The sequence below is a fragment of the Chitinophaga oryziterrae genome (assembly GCF_009758125.1).
Taxonomy (GTDB): Bacteria; Bacteroidota; Bacteroidia; order Chitinophagales; family Chitinophagaceae; genus Chitinophaga; species Chitinophaga oryziterrae.
The window spans coordinates 37,311-60,974 of sequence record NZ_WRXO01000007.1 but is presented as its reverse complement, the minus strand read 5'-3'; the positions used below and the strand labels follow the sequence as shown (position 1 = coordinate 60,974).

Sequence of the window (23,664 nt, the reverse complement as noted above, 5' to 3'; positions counted from 1 at the left end):
GTTAACGAACTATTACTGCTTCTTCAAACCGCGTCATTATTTCCCCTACAGACAGGTAGGTCTCTGCGTATGCCCTGCCATTGCTGGCCATCTCTCTGACATTGCCGTTCATCGACCGGATAATACCTTCATTCAGGGCATCCTGGTCTTCTGCATCTACCACTATCCCCATGTTATGCGTACTCACCAGCTTATGTAAACTGGTACCACTGTTGGCAGTAACGAGTGCCAGTCCGCCCACGGCCAGGATGGTAGTCAGCTTGGAAGGCATTACCAGGTCACTGGCATTCCCTTTCTGTATCACCAGGTGTACATCTGCCATATTCAGGAAGTGATTGAACCGCTCGAAAGGCTGCAATGGGAAAAAGATAACGTTCTGCAGCCCCATCTCTTCAGCAAGTCCCATCAGCTTCTCTTTATAAGGCCCGGAACCACAGATCAGGAACTTTAGCCCATCCTGTTCCTTCAGCCTGTCGGCCGCATGCAGGATGGCTTCCAGTCCCTGCTTCTCACCAATAGCGCCGGAATACAATACGATCTTGTCTGATGCGGCAAAACCGTACTCTGTTTTCAGTAACATTCTTTCTTCCAGCGGATGGAACAGGGTTACATCTACCCAGTTAGGAAAGAAGAAAATATCCTTGCCTGCCTTCTGCTGGATCTTGCTCATCATCCCATCGGAAATACTGCTCACCATATCAGCACGCTTTAAAATGTAACGTTCCAGTCCGAACAACATTTTAATCAGCCTGGGAGATCTGATCATATTCAGGTCTCTTGCAGCTTCTATCTGCATATCCTGTACATGGTACAGCACCTTTGCTCCCCGTAGTTTCTTATACAGCACTGCCAGTAATCCTAAATGAAAAGGCGGCACTACGCTGATCACCACATCAAACTTCTTACGCGGTAACAACTGCAGTAACTTAAAGAACGCAGACACCGCAAACGAAAAATCAAGCAGCATCCTTGTTTTACCGGAAGGTTTTGCCGGTACATACTGCGGACAGCGATACACCGTAATCTTCCCCTGCCAGCCTTCTTCCTTCATCACTTCCTTCCTGTACCAGTTCTTATGTTTATCATAAGGTGGCTGTACCTTCCATTGCGGATAATAAGGGTAACTGGTGATAACAGAACAATCATATCCGCCTGCTGCCAGCCATTTGATCATCTCCCCGTTGTATTTTCCAATACCGGTTTGCTCTGGTGAAAAATTGCCTCCAATCAGTAATAATCTTTTAGCCATATTATTCTGTGATCTCTCTTTTACGTACATGAATGGCAGGATTGCCTGCATATATACTCCATGCTTCCAGGTCTTTTGCAGCTACTGACTTTACCGTTAATACAGCATGTGATCCGCAAACGATACCCGGGCATACCACCGACTGTGCACCTATCCACACGCCTTCTTCAATCTTTATTCCACCCAGCCGGTAAGGGAAATCACTTCTCTTGTAATCATGGTTACCTGTCAGCAACATGGCTCCCTGAGAAATACACACATTATCACCCAGCTCCACCATATCCAGGTTATCTATCCATACAGATTCCCCTATCCAGCAATGATCTCCAATACTCAAACGCCAGGGATATTTAATCCTGACTTTAGTTTTGATGATAAGCCCTTTGCCTACAGATGCCCCGAAGGCACGCAGTAACCTGCTCTTAAAGCCGTAAGGCCAGGGAAACACACTATCGAAAATGTAATAATTCACGAGGAACCAAACCCCTATCTTCCACTTAGGACCAGCGGTATAGTTGCCTACACTGAATTTGGAGAGATCTGTATTCATTGTCTGTTGAAATATCTTTTACATAAATAAAATCCAATCGCTGCGCCGGCCGTATTCAATATCACATCATCTGCATCTGCCACCCCCAATCCCGTATAATACTGTGTTATCTCTATCGCTACACTCAATGCACAAGCCAGTAACACCACCCATATGAACCGCGATAACTTAAAGACCATGATCGCGATGAAAGAGAAAGGAATGAACAATACAATATTTCCGAACAGGTTGGTTAAAAAGTGAAACCAGTGTAACCACCAGCTACTACCCCTCGGGTACATGATATCTTTCAGCGAATCAACAACAGGATGAATTCTTAACCGGCTGTTCAGCGGGATAGGCTCTCTTATCCTCTCAGGATTCAGTAATACCAGAAATAATAACCCTATGAAATACCCTACTGTTAATATTACTTTCCTCACTGTAGCACTATATTGTAATCATTCTTCAACAAGGCTATCATGTTCTCTTTCCGCGTATCCCCTTTCAGTTTCAATTCAAACTCTTTCAGGTTTACATCTACCAGTAAACGGTACCAGTATCCCTGCATGAAATGGAAGATGAAACCATAGTAGCCGTCCATAAAACCAACACGCAGAATGTAGCGGTAGATAAAATAAAAGGAGGCTCTCATTCCAGGCGATAAAGCAGCATATACTTTCTCTTTCAGAAAACGTTTCGTTTTTGCCTGTGTGCCTTCTCCTTCCAGCAGGCGTTTATCTGCATGCAGCAGGCCGTACTTGATATTCAGCAGGTCTACCATTTCCCGGATAGCATAATTGTTATGCTTGTTCACCCACCAGTGAATCTCATTCAGATTATAGTCCACGATATGTTCTTTAAACAACACCGTTTTTCCCTCTGAGAGTACGATATGTTCATCCATCCAGCGCTGCTCTATACTACCGATCTTATTACGCCATATGCGCAGCAGTGTATGCGGATAAAAGCCACCGTGACGGATCCATTTGCCTTTAAAAAGTACCTTACGGCGGATATAAATACCGCTCACCTCTTCCGGCATCTGCGTGATACGGGTATTGATCTCTTTGATCAGTGCCGGCTCCAGATATTCGTCTGCATCCATACGCATCACCCAGGCGGCGCTACTGCCACAGTTATCCAGTCCCCATTGAAACTGTTGTGCATAATTGACCCAGGCATGCTGTAATACTTTAGCGCCATTTTCTTCTGCGATCGCTACAGTACTATCGGTAGAGAATGCATCGATAATATAGATTTCATCCGTTATCTGCCGCATGCTTTCCAGGCAGCGACCGATATGTTTTGCTTCATTATAAGTAAGAATGATTACCGCTATGCTCATCTGTTTATATCGCGTTTGTACTTTCGTATAGTTTCACATAATCTCCTGCCAGTTTCGCTTCATTAAAATCACGGTCAATGATCCTCCTGGCGCGGGAAGTAATTTCATTACGTTCCTTTTTGTTGTGGTATGCTTCTGTCAGCTTCTGCCTGATCTCCGTCACGCTCTCTATACCGGTAATCCAGCCGAAACCGTTCTCCTCTACATAATTGCATAACCCTACATTATTACTGATCAGTACCGGCGTACCTACATACAAAGACTCTATCACCACTATCGCAAAATTCTCATTGAGGGAGGTCAGTGCAAACAGATCAGATCCTGCCAGGAAGGGGAACTTCTGTTCCGTGTTCATCCATCCTACCCATTCCACATGCTCCTCCATTCCAAGGTCACTTACCATCTTTTTCAGTTGTTGTACATACTCCTCATTGCCTGATCCGGCAATCTGTAAGCGGTAAGGAAAACTCACACCCGAGAGTGCACGAATAAGAATATCCAGTCCCTTCTTAGGATCTATACGGGAAAGGAAACTGATCGTAAACACCGGTCGTTCGTCTCTTTTATATTCACCTGAAGGAAGGTCTACCAGGTTAAAAATATTCGCTCCTTTCCAGTTCTTATTGATATCCAAACATTCATTCCATTCTATTTGCGAGGATACATGCAGATATGTCTTCTTCAGTAATTGTTTACCTATCACAGCATGTATTAACTTCTTCTTCGCCCGGTTATTTGCGTTTAATACATAATCACAGAACATCCCATGCGGAGATAATACCGGCTTCACTCCTCTTAACATAAATATTAATGCAGCACCCAACACTGCAAAATTCCACCACGAATGAATATGTACTACATCATACTGTTTGGCAGTAGACCAGGTATAAGCATATAGCGAAGGAGAAATATGTGTATGATCACCTGTAATACGCTTGAAATATCTGACAGTCACTCCATCTATCATCACAGGTTCTTTCAGAGGCACGTCCAGCTCTTTATTACCATTGGCAGTAGTCGTATATACCGTTACTTCATGTCCAAGCTGCACCAGTCTTTCCGCCAGCCGGGCAATCACTACAATGGGACCGCCATAGATATATGCGGGCTTGTAAGATGGTGCTATAAATAAAATTTTCATTCCTATGCTTTTATATTAACCAATTCCCTTTCAGTAACCCGGGCTGGTATTTTTTTTCGTTTCAATAATAAAGGCAGTACGATCTTCTTTTGAAAATGTATCTCCAGCAGGTAGGCCATGATGAGTGTCATTACTATAAACACACACCAGGCTATTATTCCGTCATGTAGTATAAACTTCACCCCTCTTAACAACGGCACATGCACGATGTATATTCCATAAGAAATGGGGGCCAGTACTGCCATCGGTTCCATCCACGCAAAGTATTTCACCGATAACCACTTTTGTGCCATCATCCATACAATGGCAAATACAATTGCGGCGCTAAAATGTCTGATCTCTATAAAGGGATGTAAACCAATACTGTTACTACTGTTTTTTATTTGTTCATAACTTCCGGCCACATATCCGCCCATTGCAATCAGCAACACTAACATTCCCCACAAAAAAGGGCGGGTACGTTCTGTAAGCGTAGCCTCTGCAATGGCAGCGCCCAACCACCAGATAGGCAGGTACAACAAAGTGAGGTATGCCTTACCCGGATAAAAAGAAAATAATATTGCAGCGCTGAATGAAACCAATACGACTATCAACAGATTCCTGTTAAACTTCGCAGATCCCACTATTGCATAAAAAACATAAAACCATGCTTCATACCCCAGGCTCCACAAAGGATCATTATCTCCGAAAGTGGGATAACCAATCCCGGGCTTTTGTAGTTGAGAATCCTGCAAACCCGCTATATTATAAAAGAAGGTTGCCATATCCGTATGCTCCTGACGCGCACCTGTAACAAGGTTTAATACGATGCTCAATACCATCACGAGAATAAATATGGGATAGATCCTCACAAAACGTTTCCATAAGAAGTCGGCTCTGTCAAATGCTGGTTTTACACTATAATTGTAATGGATCACAAACCCGCTCAGCAGGAAAAACAATATCACCGCTTCCTGACCAAACAGCAGAAAAGGCTGTATAGCATGCGGCAGCATCTGACGGGAATGATGCAATACCACATAGATAGCAGCTAATCCCCGGCACACTTCCAGCGGCCATAATTTGTTTTCTTGTTTCATGCAGGACTGGTTTTAAAAGCTGCAATAGCAGTGAGGGCATTATTCGTCATACTGTCCATTGTTAGTTCCGATTTCACATACTCACGTGCATTATTTCCCATCCGCACAATTTCATCATCTGTAATACGCGCCAGCTGGTCCAGACAACTTTCCATATTCTCAAAGATCTTCCCGTTATAATCATGCTGTATATAACTGTATTCCACACATTGCATTACGGACACAGATCGATTGAATGTAAACACAGGCTTACCGTAAGACATCGCTTCCACAATGGACAGTCCCACCCATCCCGGCTGAAAATAAATATCCGCCATGCTGAATAATTCATCCTTGATCTTCCTGTCGTACAATGCACCGAAATCATGCACATTCTCATACCCCGAAAAATCAGGCTTCAGCTTTCCATCTCCGATGATTACAAAAGCAAATGCAAGCGGGGAAGTATTCTCTATCAGGTTCACCAGTAAGTCCACACGTCTGCCGGGTTCATTAAACCTTGCGCAGTAAATAAGCACCCGTTGTTGTGTTATCTTATACTTCTCTCTTAATGTTTCTTTATCGGCAGTCTGCACCCCTAATATGTCTTCCACACCGGAGATCGTATTGTTCAATGCATGCCCGTTTATATGTGGTGTGAATCCTTTCCATACGGATAATTCTTTTTTCGTATAAAACCAGATACCATCAGACAATGCAATCATCCATCTTAATAAAATATGCGGATGTTTCTCCTCATGTACGTACCTCCTTACAGAGATGCCATGTCCCCATAGAATAATTTTCTGTTTCAGGAAAGGCTTCAATAACAGGATCAGCCAGGTAGTAAGATGTCCGAAGTTCAGCATCAATACCAGCACCTCGTATTTTTTATTCAACAGCGGAAGAGGATTGTACAATACAAATGGACCTTTCATAAAAGAACCTAAAGGAATTACACCCGTTTCTCCTTCCTTGAAATCATTTTTCTTCAGTACTTCCTGTTTCTCATAACAGTAAAGATCTGTTGGCATTTTCTCCCTGAATGAATTGAAGAACTCTTCCCGGTAATGTGGTATGAATGGCTGTAATATGGCGATCATAATAAAAATATTAGTTGCCCATTAAATACTTTCTCAGTACATCACTCTTCGATAAAATTTCAGACACAATAAAACTGAGTATATAAGTAATGATAATGGAACCAAGCGTCAGAACTATTCCTTTTATTGGATGATGTGTTATCTGCATCGCTGTTTTAATACCTTCCAGGAAAACCCCGTGAATCAGGTAAATGCCCATAGAGTTTTTTGATAACTGTTTCATAAAAGGATATTTAAAATCCGCCTGAAACAGCAGGAAAGGAAACAGCACTGCCACAAATAACAACCCTGTAAGAACATTTGGCAGCAGGTATTGTGCAAAGAAAGTAATCACACAAAGTACCGGTATAATGATCTTCGCAGCTAATCCATAACTATTGGCAATTTTGTCGTAGTTGATATAGTATAACATTCCTATCCCGGAGGAAATCAGCGAAGGCAGGAAGTATAACATGATATGCCGTGTGAACCAGGGCGCTGTTGTAATATCTTCAGGCGTATACCATAAGATAACAGCTACCACAACAATCATGACGCTGAGAAAGATGTTGGCAAATACGCTGTGTCTGGCTGCTATTTTCAAAAATCCAAAGAACAGCAGCATCAGGTAAAACAAGTTGGGCAGGTACCATAACTGATAAGAACTTCCCTTAAAAACAAACATCTGTACCCAGTCAATTTCCAGGGGCTCATGTATAAACTTTGCTTTAAACATCCGGATGCCCAGGTAAATGAACGTCCATAGAAAAAAGGGGATCATCAGCCGCTTAAAGCGGGTTCCGGCCATCTCTCCAAAATCTGTTTGTCCTTTACTGATTACCTGGGTTGAAAAAAGGAATAACGAAATGGCGATAAATACAGGGACTGCATAACTATTCAGCGGGTTCAGTTCACGGGTCCAGTAACTACCTGCACATCCATGAATCCATACAACACTGAATGCAGCAATGGGTCTGATAAAATCAAAGCCCGGAATATACTTTTTGACGTTCATGTGAAGCTTTATTTGATATAATATCAGTTACGTCAAAACCATAAATCTTCCTGCTACCTTCATGAATGGAATCAAAAGCCACCATTGTCCCATCCTTTTTCCATCTCGGATGCAGATCACAATGCAATCCGCTACGTGTAAATGCCATCTGCTGAGGAGAAAATGCTTTCAGCACGGCCTTATCCACACCTTCCAGGAAAGGCATCGATTTATTAATGTCCGGCTGCTGGTCCAGCATCTTATAAGTGCCCAGGTCCACACGCATTTGTGTACTGTACTGGAACAGGAATAAAGTGCGGATACCATTTGCATCAGGATAGGTATCGCAGATCATCCAGTCGCGGTTAGCCGGACAAAACATCGGATGCCCGTCCTCTTCTATCACCCCTTTTGCCAGTAAACTGAACTGCGGGTTATCTGTATCTTTAAACAGCAGCCAGTTAAAAGCGGAATTCAATTTCACACCTTCTTTAGGCTTGTATAATAATTTCTTTAAGATCTTCTTCCCTTTTGATACCAGTCCTGTTGGCATCATCTTATATAAAAACGACTGCCGCAATCTTTCTACACCACTCCCTGTTCTTCCCCATATAGCGATATGCTGATCATCCTGCCAGTCGAAATGACTTAAAAATCCTGATGCCAGACATCTGAGACCAGATCCATCTGTGTTCACTGTCATCAGGCGGGTAGTCTCTCCGCCATCTTTCAGTTTATAACGATGCAGAAAGGCCAGCTTGTTCTGTGAAGGATTCAGTAACAGATGTGTGAAGTAATGGCAACGGCCCAGGTTAGGGTTCATCTGGAATTTTGCCACCTCATGTACGGATAAAATCATCTTATGCTCGCGGGTAGTGATATGATGCCTGATGATACCCGATTTGGAAGGCGCTTCATCATTGGCATAAGCATCCGGCAAGCCGGTATAACCATAACCACCTACACGGAATAAACGTGCATAATCAAGACCGAAAGCCCAGCCATCATCTGTAATTACGTGTGCCGGATAATCCAGTATATCTGTACACTCTTCGGTAACGCTATCGTATACCTTGGAACGCCATTCATTGTTTACTTTATCGTTGACGATAAACAGGTCTGTATTGCCAATCCATTGCTGCCTGGCACCCTGCGGATAATTATAGGCATATGTCTCCCCCAGTTTATGGAAGATACCGGCATTGTCAATGAAACCTATATCGCAGGTCACATTCGGGTCCGGAGGAGTGTACATATCATCTATCTTTAACGCCAGTAATTTATCACCGGCACTATTCCATGCTACCAGATCATGAAAACCGAAGAAATAATTTCCTTCTCCTTTTGAAAGTAAAGTTGCTTTATGCATACACCTGTTCTTTTTGTAATATCCAGTTGCTAAAATCTTCTGAACGTTTCTGCCAGCTATGTTCTGTTACATCCAGCGATACACTTTTCAGTTCTCCCTTTGCCAGGATCGAAATCAGGCTGGACAGTGTAGCTGGCTGATTGTTATCGAAGTAATATCCGTCATCTCCGAAAATTTCTTTCGGTTCTCCTATCTTACAGGTAAATACGGGCTTATGAAAGGGGATGTACATGTATATTTTACTGGGGCAACGGGCCCAATCCTGCACGGTATCATTCAACGGAGAGATGAAAGCATCTGCCAGTTCAAAATAAGAACTCAGCATTGTTTCAGGAGCATAACCAAGGAACTCCACATACTGCTCTAAGTTTTTCTCTTTCACATACGTCTTCGCCTCTTCCAGGTGTCTGCCTCTTCCCAGCAACAACAGTTTGATGTCCGGTGTTTTCTTCGCCGCCATCTCTACTGCTTCCAGCATGGTGAATAATCCATAGTTGCGGGTCATGGTACCCATATATATCAGTACAGTGTTATTCTCATACTTTACAGACAGCTCCTTCAGGTATGATTTTGGCGCATCGATCACTTCAGTGCTGTATGCATAAGGAGAGTATAATATTGGCATATTGCGTTTAAACAACTGCTTCGCTTTACGCGCATAAAAATCCTCCAGGTATTTACTGGCACAGATTAGTTTATCTGCATATTTTACGGATAATCCTTCTATAAAATGTGCCAGGATCTTCTTCAGCCCCTTATTGTCCGGTATGCCGGATTGCAGTTCGGAATGTTCAATGATCATTTCGGGCTTAAACTGTAAAGCACTTTTTCTGATCCAGTTGCGGAACCCGAATGCACAGAAATAAATATAATCCGGTTTGATCGTGTTCAGGATTTGTGTTTTCTGCGCTACTTCACCCTTCGCTCCTGCCGGCTGGTAATAATGCAAAGCAATATCGCTGCCACATTCTATACCCGCCCGCTGACGGTTCTCTGCACAATCCATCGCGATAACAGATACGTCCCATCCCATTGCAGATAAGGGATTAGCCATCCCCAATGCCCTTTTCATGGTAGCAATACTTGTGATATCACCCGTTGTCAGGAAGCAGATCTTCTTCTTCTTCATCATTTTTTAAAGAGTAATAAACGGTTATAATAAATGCTATAAAGACCGGTATGATATTTCTGATCTGCGGCAATGGAGAAAAAGGAAATGTCCAGATCAATTGTACGGTATACAATACGATCAAAGGATAATAAGGTGTTTCCATGGCCCTTGGGTCCTTTATCAGGTAAAATGCTCTTTTTAATACCAGGTTAAAGATGTAGAGCATTACCAGGAAGCCTACAATTCCCGCATATAACCAGGCACCTAATAATACAGAGTGACTGGGGATTACACCGGAGTTGTTCAGTGAATTCTCCCTGAACTTGCCCGCATCTGCATCTTTGAACATCATCATGCGGTAATGATTGTCCTTATCCACGGCCCAGGAACCGTGCCCCAGAATAGGTGCGTCTTTGATCGCCTCTATCGCTACAAAGAACTCTCCCCTTCCCTGGGAAATAAGACTGAAAGGGTTATAGGGATTACCCGTTTCTTCCAACTGCGTACCCGCATGTTTTCCACCAAATTCACCGGATAATACTGCATTCACATAGATCATGAATAAGATCTGGAAAGTAATACCCACCAATAATGTCAATCCTATTTTACGGGCCAGTGTCATGTACATCAATTGTTTCCTGAACAGTATGATCAATCCGGTAAACAGGTAAAACAATCCATTGGAACGATAATCCAGACCAACACACATCAGGCCGTACAATATAAACACGGCCACCGTCATCTTATCTTTCCGCTTGTTGTATAAATAGTAAGTCAGGAGTAAAATGATGTTATTGGTAATGGGCGCTATCCTGAACTTAAACGCGGAATAACTTTCTGCAAGGTCGGCAGTATCCTGTTCCAGGTTTGATTGTCCGAAGAGAATAAGCCTGACGACTTCCGCTATCATGAATGCAACAATCACTTTAGGCGTTTCATCAAACATTCTGAACATGAAGGTGAATATTACAATAGCGACCGCCAGCGCTGCCCATCCACGTAACATGTTATTGGTATCTGTATGATTGACCACATCACTCAGCATTTGTACACCAAGGAACAGCGCCATACCGATATGGATCTTTTTCATATCAGGTACGCGATTGTACAGCGTACTTATTCTCTTAAAGGAAAAAGAGTAAAAGAGGGCATATACTTCACTCAGGATCAGCGTCCCTACAAAAGACAGCTTGGCACTGCTCAGTAAAGAGAAGACCACCATCCTTGCGTTGCTCTTATTCACTTTCATCTATAATGCTTTTGTAGAGTTCTTTTACCTCTTTGGCATAGTTGCTCCAGGTATGAGATTTCCTGATGGTAGCGGCTGCATTTTTACCCATGCTGCTGCGTAAGTCCTCATCTTTACTGAGGACAATGATCGCATTCGCCAGGTCTGCCGCATCATCATCTTTTATGAGGTAACCATTTTCGCGATGTTGCACAGGCGCCCCGCTGTTTACAGTAGTGATGACCGGTAATCCGGCAGCCATGGCTTCTTTTACAGACTGTGCAGCGCCTTCCACAAAAGTGGGGAAGATATAAACGTCGCTGTCTGCCAGGAATTTCTTCATCTGGTCCTGCGGCATATGCCCGTGTAACTTAATATCAGGATGATTCCTGAACCAGTCGGGAATAGCTACTTCCGCAGATACATTCCCTATAATATCCAGTGAAAATGCTACATCCTGCAGCATTAATATTTCTATTGCATTGATGATGATATGTGCGCCTTTTCTAAAACCAAAGTTGCCGGTAAAAAGCAATCTCATTTTATCAGACTCATAAGATCTCTTCAAATCATAAAAGCTTGCATCGATCCCTAAATGAATGACACTGATCTTCTCAGCAGGATACCCCTGTTCCAGGAAAGTATCTTTTACATAATCTGAATTTACCAGCAATACGTCTGCCTCTTCACAATCTTTTAATACATTATTCCAGAACCCGTCAGAGATGTTAATGTACTTCGAATTCGTACTCTCACTTTCCAGTTTTCCCAGTTGTCTCTTAATCTCTTTAGGATGAGCAATGCTATGATCTACCACTACCTTCATTCCTTGCTGCCGCGCTTTTTTGATAGCACCGGAACGACCACCGCCACTGCGTACATGAAAGATCTGGCTGTCATTAATATACTTTTTAGACTCTGTCCCAAATGCCTTCCATCCCATAATAGCAGCCGTATCACGCGACAACAGCTTTCTGCTGGTAAGCATAAAAAGGAACTGTATATAAAACTCAGAGAAACTGCATGTTCTGATATCTGTGCGGGGCAATCCTTCAGGAGAACGCTTACGCAAACCGTAAGCGAGGTTGGTCCTGCCTATCAGGCGTCCCATATTATTAATGAGCTTATCGGAAAACAATTTACCAGGTACCCAGCCTGTAATCACCTTTACGTCCACGCCCTGATCTTTAATCGCGATAGCGGATTGAATAAGGTGTAACCTGCCCTGACCGGTAGAAATGATACTCTTCATAAATTTTAGTTTCTCGATAATAATTTTCTGACGCCACTGTTAACAGGTAACCTGTCCAGTATTAAACGGCGGATCTCCTGGAAGGTATCTTGCATGAATACATACACACCTAATCCATACAGCGTACTGCCCACTAGTGAAATAATGATCATCACCGGTACCGGGCTCAATCCTTCATACATAAACCGGAAGAAGTACCAGCAACTGCCATAACTGAGTAAGGCCAGCGGAATAGGTATTACAAACATCTGCAGGGTTTCCTGCAAGGTCCCCCCCAGCAATTTGAATCCTTTATACAACCAGTAAGGACTGATAATTGTATAGTATAAAGAAACAGCGGTAGCGGTTCCATATACGCCCCATTTAAAAGTACCCGCTGCAATCAGCACTACCATAAACAATAAAGAGTAAAACGACTGTTTCGCCATATCAGCGAACTTCCCTTTCAAACGGAACGGTGTAGACCATAACCAGGCTACTGCCCGGAATGCCATCCCTATAGATAAGATCTCTACAAGCGGAGTCGTGTCTACCCATTTTGATGAAAGAAACACTCTTACTATCCAGAAGGCAGTGGCGCCTTGCCATATTGCAAAGGCTGCGCCAAACACAGAAAGATAAGTAACACTCCTTTTGTACATATCTTTCGCACGCTTACTATCCTGTATGGAAGCCAGGCTGGGAAACAATACCGAAGGCAGGTTATTGGCTACGAAACCTATCACCTGTATGGATAAACTGAATGCCATATAGTAGATCCCTACTACCGCTTTGCTTACCCATATCCCCAGTGTAATATAATCTGCCTGGTCCATGATACGCTGTACCACAGAATGTACCAGCGACCAGGAACTGCTTACCGTTAAATACTTCCAGCGCTTCAGATGGATCTTGAACAGGATATTCAGATGAGTGACCCGGTATTTCACAATCAGTGACACTGCGGACACGATCAATGGTGGTATTACAAAACTATACACCCCAAAGCCCATAAAGGCCAGTATCACCGTCATTACCATTGTCATCACGGTTTCCATTACACGTATCAGCGACAATGTCTTGAAGTCAAGGTCTATCCTCATCTTGGTCAGTGGTATCACACTCAACGCATCCATTGGTGTGGTGAATGCATAAAAAGACACCAGGATGAAAATGTTGTGATCATGATATACTTTACTGCCGATGAATCCCAGTATCAGCAACAGGAAAAAAGAAACGATACCAAAGATCCAGGAGATCCCGTAAGATAAAGGCAGCCAGTTGTGAAAACTCTTCTGTCTTCTTACCAGTACATCATTTAAACCAAACTGTTGTATGATAAGACCAATACTGGTAACTGTATATACAAGACTGATCAATCCAAACTGCTCTGGTACCAATAACCAGGCTAATACAATCTGTCCTAAAATACTCGTCAGCTTCGTAGCTCCTGTCTGTAGCAGCATCCAACTGATACTGTTAAAGACATGCTTACCGGAAATATTATTCTTATTCAAGACTTTGTTTCTTAGAATGCCGACTTAATAAATGAAGACAGTTTCTCTGCTTCTGTATCAATGATTTCCATGTTAGGATACATGATACCGTTGTCTTTTTTATGATCAAATCCCAGCCTGTTAAAAATGCCTGCTCTTGGGCTGTTGGTAAACAGACGTGCAGGTTTCCCAAAGGCCAGACTTACAGCACATGAATGCACCCTGTCTGAAATAGTAAAGGCAGCAGATTTATACAATGCCAGGTAAGACAACAGGTTAAAACTCACAAAAGAGTTAGGCTGTGCAAACGTGATATGATTGAACTTGGTAGATACTTCCTGTTGTACTCTCACGATCTTATGCCCGTTCACCATATCCTGTTGTGGACGCAGACGGTTAAAGTGTCTTGAAAAACGGTGATCGATACCAAAGAAATTCTTCTTACGGTCCAGCTCTATATTCGTAATATCCACTTCTCCCTTTACTTTATACACAGGCTCCAGCTCTCTGTAAAAACTGCTGATAAAGAATTTGAAGTCTGCATCCAGCTGATCCACCGGTAACATTTTATTTACAAGGAATGCAGTACAGATACCATTGTAACTGTTCTTCACATATTCTTTGAACTTCTTGTATGTCTCCTCATCGCGGGAAGACAGGAACAATGGCGGATACTTCAGGAAGAACTCACCGGTTTCCTTGCGCAGCTCTTCGGATATACCTGCTGAAGAGGCACTGATCAGTGCATACTGCTGACCGGCAGCTTTCAGATCAATGATCTTATGCTTGTAGTTAGTCAGGATCTGACGGATCATGGGTCCGGAAAAGATGTGCAGGTCGGCCGACTGGTAATTCATCAGATGCAGCGCATTCTGTTTTTGCTTTAAAGACTTTGGACGGAATGCTCTGTAAATAGGTCCTTCTTCCATTAACACGGTCGCATCAGGATACAGTTTTTTGATCAGGACGAATAACGCGCTCTGGTAGAAGCCATCTCCGATGTTATTCCAGGTGGAGTTCTCTACTAATATTTTCATTTTTTGATAAGATTTATTTTACCATAGCCGGCATTACGTCCGGTTGTTTTAATGGAACTCTTTTAGCAGCAGACACAAATGGTTTTTCAACAATAAAATGTAATCCGTATGCTATTATCACTACACCAATCACTGCCAGCCATACATATACAAATGACCTGGGCATCACGTTATTTGTTTCTTTCAATAATATACCGTTTGCAAGGATCAGCAGCGGTGCATGAATAAGGTACAATGTGTAGGAGCAGTCACCCAGCCATTTCAGTTTGCCAAAAGACTGTACAATCCCTTTATCTCTGTAATCCAGCAACAATACCAGCAATCCTGTAAATCCAAAAGCAACGATCTGGTCTTTTAACAGGTTATTGATACCTGAAGTATGGATAAGAGGGATCAGGGGAATGATAACCGCCAGCGGATACAGGAAATACCGCTTGATCTGTACCCTGCCGTTATAAATATCCGCGGCAAAACCACCTACCCACCAGGAAAGTAAACAGGCGACTACCTGGTCGAACAAAACAAATCCCGTATGAAATCCCATCAAATAAATTAAGAAGATCCCACCAAGACCGATTAATGTAAACCAGGGACTTTTCCGGTTAAAGAAAAGCAATACGGGATACAACATATAAAAGTACCACTCGTATTTAAGCGACCAGATACTGCCATTAGACCCAAACACCGGCACATAAGCATCCTGCAGAAAGAAAATATTACCGATCAGAGAAGACCATGAATGCACAAACACGATGTTCTGATTAACCAGCGGAAGCGGTGTCGTATGCGTATAGATCGAATATTGATTATGCGCTACAATACTGTCACAGATGAAAGTCAATGCAAAAACAAAGAGATACGGAGGCATGATCCTCTTTAATCTTTTGAAAAAGTAAGACCCGAAAGAAAACGGAGCCTGCTCTCCTTTACTTAACTGTAAAGAATATCTCAGATGAATGACGAAACCCGATAACACAAAAAAGAATAGCACCATTTCATGTCCGTATTTGAATACAGACATGCCTATTGCCAGCATTTTCTCCGGAGTCGAATAGGTATGTGATAACTGTTTGAAATTATCCCCACCTTCCCATAACAGCCAGCGGGCATGCCCGGTAGCTACATACAAGGCTGCAAGGCCCCGTAACCCATCGAGAAAAGAAAGCGATTTTTTAACGGGTAGCTTCATGATCATTATCCTATCAGGTGTTCAAGTTGTGTTACATTTCTTTTGCGGAACAATTCCACATCAGACAACATCATCTCTCTTACCAGTTCTGCCAGATCGTACTTAGGCTCCCAGCCAAGTTTTGTTTTCGCTTTTGTAGGATCACCTATCAGCAGTTCCACTTCTGTAGGGCGGAAATAAGCAGCATCTACCGCTACTACTTCTTTACCTATTGGCAGAATAAATTCTTTGTTACGGCAGGCAGTTACTACGGCAACTTCTTCTGCACCTTTACCTGTAAATTCAAGTTCTATACCCAGTTCATCAAATGCCATTCTTACAAAGTCGCGTACCGGAGTAGTGATACCTGTAGCGATCACATAGTCTTCTGCCACGTCCTGTTGCAGGATACGCCACATGGCCTCTACATAATCCTTAGCATGGCCCCAGTCGCGGCGTGCATCCAGGTTACCCAGGTATAATTTATCCTGCAGGCCCAGTGCAATGGCAGCAGCACCGCGGGTAATCTTACGGGTAACGAATGTTTCACCACGCAGCGGACTTTCATGATTAAACAGGATACCGTTGCAGGCGTACATACCATATGCCTCACGGTAGTTTACTGTGATCCAGTAGCCGTATAATTTAGCGACTGCATATGGGCTACGCGGGTAGAAAGGAGTTGTTTCCCTTTGAGGTACTTCCTGTACCAGACCGTACAACTCTGAAGTACTGGCCTGATAGATACGTGTTTTATTTTCCAGCTTCAGGATGCGGATCGCTTCCAGCAAACGCAGGGTACCAATACCATCTGCATTGGCAGTATATTCAGGCGTGTCGAAGCTCACTTTCACATGGCTCATCGCGGCCAGGTTATAAATTTCGTCGGGTTGTGTTTCCTGGATGATACGAATCAGGTTGGTACTGTCCGTCATATCGCCATAATGCAGTTTGAAACGGACATCCGGGCTGTGAGGGTCCTGGTACAGATGATCGATCCTTTCTGTATTGATCAGGGATGCACGACGTTTAACACCATGTACCATATATCCTTTTTCAAGCAGCAGTTCTGCCAGGTAGGCACCGTCTTGTCCGTTTACACCAGTAATTAAGGCAACTTTCATACAATTATATTTTAAAGAGGTGATGGTTAAATATTAATACTGTTTTATAGTACCCATTACTGAGCGGGGAGAAATACCGATCCCATAACTGCTGAAGCCATTCTTCTGCAGGAAGTCGAGGTCATAAATATTCCTGCCATCAAAGACAACAGGCTCATTGAGTAAAGTTTTTACGCGGGGCCAGTCGGGCAAACGGAATTCATTCCATTCCGTGATGAGTATTACTGCATCTGCACCAGCGGCAGCAGCGTACATATCCGTACACCACTCTACTTCGTTTCCCAGTTCCCTGCGTGCTTCGGGCATAGCCACCGGATCAAACACCTGTACTTTAGCGCCGGCCTGTAATAAAGAGGCGATCAGTACCAGGCTGGAAGCTTCCCTCATATCGTCTGTATTAGGCTTAAATGAGAGGCCCCAGATACCGAAGACCTTACCGGTCAGCTGACCGTCGAAATGCCGCCATATCTTCTCAAACATCACTTTCTTCTGATCATCGTTCACGGCTTCCACCGCCTCCAGGATGCGCAGCTTATGCCCATACTCTTTGCCGGTTTGTGCCAGTGCCTTTACGTCCTTTGGAAAGCAGGAGCCACCGTAACCAATGCCAGGGTAGATGAAACTATGTCCGATGCGGGGATCGCTGCCGATACCTTTACGTACCATATTCACATCTGCACCTACCAGGTCGCAGAGGTTGGCGATATCATTGATGAAAGAAATCTTAGTAGCCAGTAAAGCGTTGGCAGCGTATTTCGTCATTTCTGCAGAAGCAATATCCATGAATACGATAGGCCGGCCGTTTAACAGGAACGGATGATACAATTGTTCCAGTACGCTCTTTGCACGTTCGGAGTTAATACCTATTACGATACGGTCCGGTTTCAGAAAGTCCTGCACAGCAGCGCCTTCTTTCAGGAATTCAGGATTAGACGCCACATCATAATCCATCAGTGCATCACGGTCCATCATCGCCTGTTTGATCTCGCGGTTCACTTTCACAGCAGTGCCTACAGGTACGGTGCTCTTAGTAACGACCACCAGGTAATCACTCATGGAACTACCTATATCTTTTGCTACCTGTAACACGTACTTCAGGTCTGCACTACCGTCTTCACCTGGAGGAGTTCCTACTGCAATAAATGCCACCGCGGCTCCTTCAATGACAGATGCCAGATCCGTACTGAAAGACAAGCGACCGTTTTCATAATTGCGGGTTACAATCTCTTCAAGGCCTGGTTCATAAATGGGCAGGATACCTTTTTGCAGATTGAGGATCTTTTCTGCATTTACATCCACACAAACCACTTCAGTACCCACTTCTGCGAGGCAGGCGCCTGTAACCAGACCAACATACCCTGTACCTATTACTACTACTTTCATAATTAAGTATTAACTGATTACCAAATGACGTTTGCGTAAAAAATCCGCGTATGCCTGTACCAGTCCATCCTTCAGTTCCACGCTATGATTCCATCCAAGGCTATGTAATTTTGAAACATCCATTAATTTTCTTGGCGTACCATCCGGTTTGGAAGGATCAAACACCAGTTTGCCTTCATAACAAACCACCTCTTTCACCGTCTCTGCCAGTTCACGGATACTCAGGTCTTCTCCTGTACCAATGTTCACCAGCTCTTTCTCATCATAATGCAGCATCAGGTATACGCAGGCATCTGCCAGGTCATCTGCAAACATAAATTCACGGCGGGGTATACCGGTCCCCCAAACGGTTACACTTGGTTTACCCGCTTCTTTAGCTTCATGAAAACGTCTGATCAGTGCAGGCAATACGTGAGAGTTTTCAGGATGATAATTATCTCCAATGCCATACAGGTTGGTAGGCATTACACTGATGAAATTACATCCGTACTGATCACGGTAAGCTTCGCATAATTTGATACCTGCAATCTTTGCGACCGCATAAGGTTCGTTGGTAGGTTCCAGCGGACCAGTTAACAGACTGCTTTCCTGTAATGGCTGTGGCGCCATTTTAGGATAAATGCAGGAACTGCCCAGGAACATCAGTTTCTTCACACCTTGTTTCCAGGATGCATGAATGATATTCGCTTCTATCATCAGGTTCTCATACAGGAACTCTGCACGGTAAGTATTGTTGGCATGGATCCCTCCTACTTTAGCAGCAGCAAGGAATACATAATCCGGTTGTTCCAGTGCAAAGAAATTCCCTACTTCTGCCTGTGAACGAAGGTCCAGCTCACCTGAACTCCTTGTCACGATATTTTTATATCCCAGTAATTCCAACCTTCTTTTTATAGCACTGCCTACCATTCCACGGTGGCCTGCTATATATATTTTATCATTCAGTTGCATAAGTTGATTTTATAGTAATTCAGGTCTGTTTTCTTTTACCCACTGGTGCAGTTGTTTCACATCCTGTCCGTTGCCTTTCTGTAAGATCAGCAATACGTCAGGGGTATTCACCACTACTACATTCTCCACACCCACCAGTGCTACCAGTTTATCTTTTCCTATTACAATGCTATTCACAGGATCGCTTCCTATAAACACTGCCTGGTGATTGCTGTAACGGTAATGATTGGCCAGCGCATGCGCCAGTGCTTCATAACCGCCTACATCACTCCATTCCATGGCACTGGGCACTACTTTCACGATATCGCTCTTTTCCAGTACGGCATAATCAATACTATCCGAAGGAATCGCTTCCATTACAGCCAACGGGATCTCACCTGTTTCCAGCCATGCTGCTGCGGCAACTGCGGCAGCAGCATAAATCACGGGGGCATGTAACGACAACTGTTCCAGCAGTACACCTGCTTTACCACAAAAGATACCGCTGTTCCACAGGTAATCACCGCTTTCAAGCATAGCAGCAGCAGTAACAGCATCCGGTTTTTCTGTAAAGCGTACCACGTCGTGGTCTGCGTATTGAATATAACCGTACCCTGTTTCGGCGTAAGTGGGCTGTAACCCTATGGTTACAAGATGACCCGCCGCGGCCAGCTTTTCGGCAGTAAGAATAGTGTGTGAATACAGATCCGGTGTTCCGATGAGGTGATCTGCGGGTGTAATGAGCAGGATAGTGTCCGGCGAAGTGGTAAAGGCGGCCAATGCAATGGCCGCAGCGGTATTCCGCCCTACAGGCTCTGCTATCAGCGATACTGATAAAGCGCCCGAACCGGCCAGTTGTTCCGCTACGACATCTGCCTGTTGTTCATTCACAATAGCCACCACGCTGTCACATGCAAAACGGTTACGCAACCAGGTGAGTTGTAATAAACTTTGCCCGTCAAACAGGGGTAACAGCTGTTTGGGCGTCTGCCGGTTCGATAACGGCCAGAGACGGGTTCCTGATCCGCCGCATAGTATGATATGTTGCATGGTAGATAGAAAGTATTTATGAATAGGAGGAAGCGCTTACATGGAAGCATTCACCGGAGCAATCGCCTGACTGTTGATAAGGACCATTTCGCTTTTCTTCACAGTAGCCGTCAGCGCAAATCCCATGCTGTACAACACCACTTTCACAGTGTTCTTGGCAGCTTCGATCACTCTTCCACGCTGATACATCAGCGGACCGGAAGTGATCTGGATGAGATCATTCGCATGAATGGGAAAGCTTTCTACCTCCACATCCTGGTACTCGTTCAGAAAGCTCCTGATCTGTTCAATCTCATGATCAGGAATACGGGCAGGTTTACCCAGCCAATAAACGAAGTTGACAATACCGCTTGTTTCGCGAATGGTCGTTTTTAATAATTCAGGAATACGTACAAATACGTAAGATTTGAAAAGAGGTTCTTCGACAATCTTTTTACGGTCACTCCACTGATGCGTGACCCTGTTAATCGGACAATAAGTTTCAACCTGTTTACGAACTAGGGCATCTGCCACTTTCTTTTCCCATCTGGGTTTGGTATACACCGCATACCAGTTGTTTGGATTTGGTTCCATGGGCATGATTTAAATGGTTAATTAATTTAATCGCAATAGCTTGATATGGAATTTATAAAGGCAAAAGAGGGTGGATTGGGTTAACCGGGAGCATAGCTTCGCCTCCTCAGTCACATGAGTGCCTTTTTAATGCATAGAAGGTTATTCAATTTTAAGATATGGTTTGATCAGGATTTGGCATTAAAGAGCTTGTTAAAGCGCTTTTTCCTGATGTTGCCGTTCTTATGTTCGTCTGTATATCCGTAGCCGTAACCAAGTCCGTTCCCGTAACCATAGCCATTGCTATAGCCCGATGCGTAACCAGCTAAACCACGGGATTTAATCCCATTAAAAACGATGTTCAGTTTACCCAGGTCCTGTTGCTCATACAATTCATCAATCATCTTCAGATAGAACTTAGGTGTGCGCTCATGACGTACCACATACAGGGTAGCATCAGCAAACGGGGCCAGTAAGCGGGCATCTGTAACCGGGCCTACCGGGGCCGTATCTATGATAATATAATCAAAAGTAGCTCTCAGTGTGGCCAGCAGATGTTCCAGCCTGCCATTCAATACCAGCTCTGTTGGATTAGGTGGTATCACCCCGCAGGATAAAAGGTGAAAATAGTCATTACCTTCTACCGGTTTCTTCAGGATATCCCCCAGTACGGCATGCCCTGCCAGGTAATTACTGATCCCCGGCTGAACAGATACATTCAGCATCTTACTCACTTTAGGCTTGCGAAGGTCAAACTCCAGCAATACCACTTTCTTCTTCATTAAAGAAAGACTGATAGCCAGGTTGATGGCAATAAAGCTCTTTCCTTCCCCGGAGATGGAAGAGGTGATCAGCAGTGTTTTATGTTCTTCGTTCACACCAATGTAAGACAGCGCGGTACGCAATGCCCTGAATTGCTCTGCAACAGGGGTACGTTTGCCTTCTGTGATCGCAATGGGGTGAGCCTGCTCATCCTGCATGATCTCCGCCAGAATCGGCGCAGAAGTGCCTTTTTCGATGTCTGCCCGGAACATCACCTCACTGTTGAACATTTCCTTGATAGTGATAAACCCTGCTACCAGTGCCAGGCCTCCCAGTAAGGATAAACCCAGTATCATGGACCTGCGTGGACTGAAAGGGAAAGAATCCGCTTCTGCCACATCTACCACCCTGCTGTCTGAAATAGCTGCTGCATATTGCAAAGCCGTTTCCTCACGCTTCTCTAATAAGAAAGTATAAATATTATTCTTGATGGCCTGCTGCCTGCTTACTTCCAGTAACGCTTTCTCTTTTCCGGGTACACTTTGGAGAACGCCCATATACTTCCCATTCTCTGCCGTCAGTTTCTCTTTGCCGGCTTTCAGGTTAGAGCGTAAGTTGCGTACATTTTGCAATACAGCGGGAGTTAACCGGTTGGCCTGGCTGGTCAGACTAGCCAGCAACGGACTGTTTTCCCCTGTTGTTTTGCGAAGCCGTGCCAGTTCCATTTCTGTTTCAGACAGTTTGCTTACAAGTTCCAGTAACACAGGGTCTGTTAACCCCAGTGTAGCCGGTACCATACTTTCCCCCTCTTTCCTGCCCGACACATAATTCTCTATAGAATCAAGCACAGACAGCTGCATATTCACTTCATTCAGTTTACTGTCATTCTCTTTTACACTTTCCAGGAATAACTTGCCCTGTTCACTCAGGTCTACGATACCTTCCTTCGTTTTAAATTTCGCCATTTCAGATTCTACCTGCCCCAGTTCGCCTGTCACGATACGCAGGCGTCCTTCCACAAAATCCATTGTTTTGGTCGCCGTCTTATTCTTATCATCGATAGCGGCCGCATCATACACATGCATGAGTTCATTCAGTATCGCTTCTCCCCTGGATGGCACCACATCATTGTATTCCAGTCCTATTACGTTTGCGAGCTTGTTGATCTGCGATACTTTCAGGTTACCTGCAAATTGCACTGCCAGTAATTTCTCACCGGAGATATGCAGGAAGTAATCATGTTTCCCTGTAAAAACATTACCCGGCAGAAACAACATTTTCCCCCAGGGAGTAGATACGGTATCGTTTAAAGCATATGGTTTACCATCTACGAACACGCGACGGGTAGCCACATCGTATTTCAGCGGCACCAGTTTATTCTCCAGCGGGCCAATCATATCAGGCTGCAGGAATACCGGCTTAACGGGTATCGTTTTATAGAGCACCACATCTTTTATCTGTCCATGTTCAATGACCTCACCATACATGTTCAGATTCCTGATCACTTCTCTTGCCAGTGTTTTTGATTTCAGTATTTCGATTTCATTATCAATCTGTTTACTGGAACCAAAGAGGTCAAGTGTTTCTATCATAGAAGATCCCATTCCTTTCTGATCATCTTTAATCAGTAAAGAAGCAGCGATCCTGTACATCGGAGTAGTATAGCGCAGGTATACGAACGCACCTGCAACGGCCAATGCACCTACCAGTATGAACAGGGGCCAATAAGGCAGATACCTGTTCTTCACCAGTTCAAACAGGTCTGTTTGGTCATCCTGTTGCTTTCGTATGTCTGTTTTCTTTTTTTGCATGTAATTACGGG

The 23,664-nt window shown here is 43.9% G+C and carries 21 protein-coding genes; all 21 read right to left on the bottom strand.

Annotated elements, in window-relative coordinates:
• Position 1: 1 nt before the first annotated feature.
• Positions 2–1,279, bottom strand: coding sequence for a WcaI family glycosyltransferase (locus GO495_RS21910; RefSeq protein WP_240915295.1), 1,278 nt, complete (start codon positions 1,277–1,279; stop codon positions 2–4).
• Positions 1,251–1,799 carry a WcaF family extracellular polysaccharide biosynthesis acetyltransferase gene (locus GO495_RS21905; RefSeq protein WP_157301874.1) on the bottom strand — a complete coding sequence of 183 codons (549 nt, stop codon included), beginning with the start codon at positions 1,797–1,799 and terminating at the stop codon, positions 1,251–1,253. The genes GO495_RS21910 and GO495_RS21905 overlap by 29 nt, the downstream gene beginning before the upstream one ends.
• Entirely contained in the window at positions 1,796–2,221 is a 426-nt protein-coding gene (locus tag GO495_RS21900; protein WP_157301873.1) for a VanZ family protein, read from the bottom strand. Before GO495_RS21900 ends, GO495_RS21905 begins: the two co-directional genes overlap by 4 nt.
• The gene (locus GO495_RS21895) at positions 2,218–3,126 is read right to left on the bottom strand and encodes a glycosyltransferase family 2 protein (protein WP_157301872.1); all 909 of its coding nucleotides are present in this window, start codon (positions 3,124–3,126) and stop codon (positions 2,218–2,220) included. Before GO495_RS21895 ends, GO495_RS21900 begins: the two co-directional genes overlap by 4 nt.
• A 4-nt stretch (positions 3,127–3,130) precedes the next feature.
• On the bottom strand, positions 3,131–4,267 hold the full coding sequence (locus GO495_RS21890; protein ID WP_157301871.1) for an XrtY-associated glycosyltransferase XYAG1: 1,137 nt from the start codon (positions 4,265–4,267) through the stop codon (positions 3,131–3,133).
• 2 nt (positions 4,268–4,269) lie between these two features.
• Positions 4,270–5,346, bottom strand: a complete 1,077-nt coding sequence (locus GO495_RS21885; RefSeq protein ID WP_157301870.1) for an acyltransferase family protein — start codon at positions 5,344–5,346, stop codon at positions 4,270–4,272.
• Positions 5,343–6,428, bottom strand: a complete 1,086-nt coding sequence (locus GO495_RS21880; RefSeq protein ID WP_157301869.1) for a glycosyltransferase — start codon at positions 6,426–6,428, stop codon at positions 5,343–5,345. Before GO495_RS21880 ends, GO495_RS21885 begins: the two co-directional genes overlap by 4 nt.
• Positions 6,429–6,438: 10 nt before the next feature.
• Entirely contained in the window at positions 6,439–7,422 is a 984-nt protein-coding gene (locus GO495_RS21875) for an acyltransferase (RefSeq protein ID WP_157301868.1), read from the bottom strand.
• Positions 7,391–8,770, bottom strand: coding sequence for a hypothetical protein (locus GO495_RS21870; protein WP_157301867.1), 1,380 nt, complete (start codon positions 8,768–8,770; stop codon positions 7,391–7,393). The genes GO495_RS21875 and GO495_RS21870 overlap by 32 nt, the downstream gene beginning before the upstream one ends.
• Positions 8,763–9,902, bottom strand: a complete 1,140-nt coding sequence (locus GO495_RS21865) for a glycosyltransferase (RefSeq protein ID WP_157301866.1) — start codon at positions 9,900–9,902, stop codon at positions 8,763–8,765. The genes GO495_RS21870 and GO495_RS21865 overlap by 8 nt, the downstream gene beginning before the upstream one ends.
• Positions 9,862–11,130: a hypothetical protein gene (locus GO495_RS21860; protein ID WP_157301865.1), complete on the bottom strand. Its 1,269-nt coding sequence runs from the start codon at positions 11,128–11,130 to the stop codon at positions 9,862–9,864. The genes GO495_RS21865 and GO495_RS21860 overlap by 41 nt, the downstream gene beginning before the upstream one ends.
• Positions 11,117–12,361, bottom strand: coding sequence for a glycosyltransferase (locus tag GO495_RS21855; RefSeq protein ID WP_157301864.1), 1,245 nt, complete (start codon positions 12,359–12,361; stop codon positions 11,117–11,119). The genes GO495_RS21860 and GO495_RS21855 overlap by 14 nt, the downstream gene beginning before the upstream one ends.
• A gap of 5 nt (positions 12,362–12,366) precedes the next feature.
• Complete coding sequence (locus GO495_RS21850; protein WP_157301863.1) at positions 12,367–13,857, bottom strand: oligosaccharide flippase family protein; 1,491 nt, start codon at positions 13,855–13,857, stop codon at positions 12,367–12,369.
• An 11-nt stretch (positions 13,858–13,868) separates the two neighbouring features.
• Entirely contained in the window at positions 13,869–14,873 is a 1,005-nt protein-coding gene (locus GO495_RS21845) for a polysaccharide pyruvyl transferase family protein (RefSeq protein ID WP_157301862.1), read from the bottom strand.
• Positions 14,874–14,886: 13 nt separating this feature from the next.
• On the bottom strand, positions 14,887–16,068 hold the full coding sequence (locus GO495_RS21840) for an acyltransferase family protein (RefSeq protein ID WP_170302705.1): 1,182 nt from the start codon (positions 16,066–16,068) through the stop codon (positions 14,887–14,889).
• Positions 16,068–17,165, bottom strand: coding sequence for a GDP-mannose 4,6-dehydratase (gene gmd, locus GO495_RS21835; protein WP_157301860.1), 1,098 nt, complete (start codon positions 17,163–17,165; stop codon positions 16,068–16,070). The genes GO495_RS21840 and gmd overlap by 1 nt, the downstream gene beginning before the upstream one ends.
• Before the next feature lie 33 nt (positions 17,166–17,198).
• Complete coding sequence (locus GO495_RS21830; RefSeq protein WP_157301859.1) at positions 17,199–18,548, bottom strand: UDP-glucose dehydrogenase family protein; 1,350 nt, start codon at positions 18,546–18,548, stop codon at positions 17,199–17,201.
• A gap of 9 nt (positions 18,549–18,557) precedes the next feature.
• On the bottom strand, positions 18,558–19,499 hold the full coding sequence (fcl, locus tag GO495_RS21825) for a GDP-L-fucose synthase (protein ID WP_157301858.1): 942 nt from the start codon (positions 19,497–19,499) through the stop codon (positions 18,558–18,560).
• Positions 19,500–19,508: 9 nt separating this feature from the next.
• Positions 19,509–20,528, bottom strand: coding sequence for a mannose-1-phosphate guanylyltransferase (locus GO495_RS21820; protein ID WP_157301857.1), 1,020 nt, complete (start codon positions 20,526–20,528; stop codon positions 19,509–19,511).
• A gap of 36 nt (positions 20,529–20,564) precedes the next feature.
• Positions 20,565–21,101 carry a UpxY family transcription antiterminator gene (locus GO495_RS21815; RefSeq protein ID WP_157301856.1) on the bottom strand — a complete coding sequence of 179 codons (537 nt, stop codon included), beginning with the start codon at positions 21,099–21,101 and terminating at the stop codon, positions 20,565–20,567.
• Positions 21,102–21,268: 167 nt separating this feature from the next.
• Positions 21,269–23,653 (bottom strand): GumC family protein, encoded by a 2,385-nt coding sequence (locus tag GO495_RS21810; RefSeq protein ID WP_157301855.1) that lies wholly within the window; start codon positions 23,651–23,653, stop codon positions 21,269–21,271.
• Positions 23,654–23,664 lie beyond the last annotated feature (11 nt).

Excerpts from the sequence above, each read along its gene's own strand:
- GO495_RS21810 (WP_157301855.1), bottom strand. The coding sequence starts at position 23,653 with ATGCAAAAAAAGAAAACAGACATACGAAAGCAACAGGATGACCAAACA.
- GO495_RS21820 (WP_157301857.1), bottom strand. The coding sequence starts at position 20,528 with ATGCAACATATCATACTATGCGGCGGATCAGGAACCCGTCTCTGGCCG.
- GO495_RS21845 (WP_157301862.1), bottom strand. The coding sequence starts at position 14,873 with ATGAAAATATTAGTAGAGAACTCCACCTGGAATAACATCGGAGATGGC.
- GO495_RS21855 (WP_157301864.1), bottom strand. The coding sequence starts at position 12,361 with ATGAAGAGTATCATTTCTACCGGTCAGGGCAGGTTACACCTTATTCAA.
- GO495_RS21905 (WP_157301874.1), bottom strand. The coding sequence starts at position 1,799 with ATGAATACAGATCTCTCCAAATTCAGTGTAGGCAACTATACCGCTGGT.
- GO495_RS21870 (WP_157301867.1), bottom strand. The coding sequence starts at position 8,770 with ATGCATAAAGCAACTTTACTTTCAAAAGGAGAAGGAAATTATTTCTTC.
- GO495_RS21910 (WP_240915295.1), bottom strand. The coding sequence starts at position 1,279 with ATGTACGTAAAAGAGAGATCACAGAATAATATGGCTAAAAGATTATTA.
- GO495_RS21815 (WP_157301856.1), bottom strand. The coding sequence starts at position 21,101 with ATGGAACCAAATCCAAACAACTGGTATGCGGTGTATACCAAACCCAGA.
- GO495_RS21860 (WP_157301865.1), bottom strand. The coding sequence starts at position 11,130 with ATGAAAGTGAATAAGAGCAACGCAAGGATGGTGGTCTTCTCTTTACTG.
- GO495_RS21895 (WP_157301872.1), bottom strand. The coding sequence starts at position 3,126 with ATGAGCATAGCGGTAATCATTCTTACTTATAATGAAGCAAAACATATC.
- GO495_RS21840 (WP_170302705.1), bottom strand. The coding sequence starts at position 16,068 with ATGATCATGAAGCTACCCGTTAAAAAATCGCTTTCTTTTCTCGATGGG.
- GO495_RS21830 (WP_157301859.1), bottom strand. The coding sequence starts at position 18,548 with ATGAAAGTAGTAGTAATAGGTACAGGGTATGTTGGTCTGGTTACAGGC.
- fcl (WP_157301858.1), bottom strand. The coding sequence starts at position 19,499 with ATGCAACTGAATGATAAAATATATATAGCAGGCCACCGTGGAATGGTA.
- gmd (WP_157301860.1), bottom strand. The coding sequence starts at position 17,165 with ATGAAAGTTGCCTTAATTACTGGTGTAAACGGACAAGACGGTGCCTAC.
- GO495_RS21875 (WP_157301868.1), bottom strand. The coding sequence starts at position 7,422 with ATGAACGTCAAAAAGTATATTCCGGGCTTTGATTTTATCAGACCCATT.
- GO495_RS21890 (WP_157301871.1), bottom strand. The coding sequence starts at position 4,267 with ATGAAAATTTTATTTATAGCACCATCTTACAAGCCCGCATATATCTAT.
- GO495_RS21865 (WP_157301866.1), bottom strand. The coding sequence starts at position 9,902 with ATGATGAAGAAGAAGAAGATCTGCTTCCTGACAACGGGTGATATCACA.
- GO495_RS21885 (WP_157301870.1), bottom strand. The coding sequence starts at position 5,346 with ATGAAACAAGAAAACAAATTATGGCCGCTGGAAGTGTGCCGGGGATTA.
- GO495_RS21880 (WP_157301869.1), bottom strand. The coding sequence starts at position 6,428 with ATGATCGCCATATTACAGCCATTCATACCACATTACCGGGAAGAGTTC.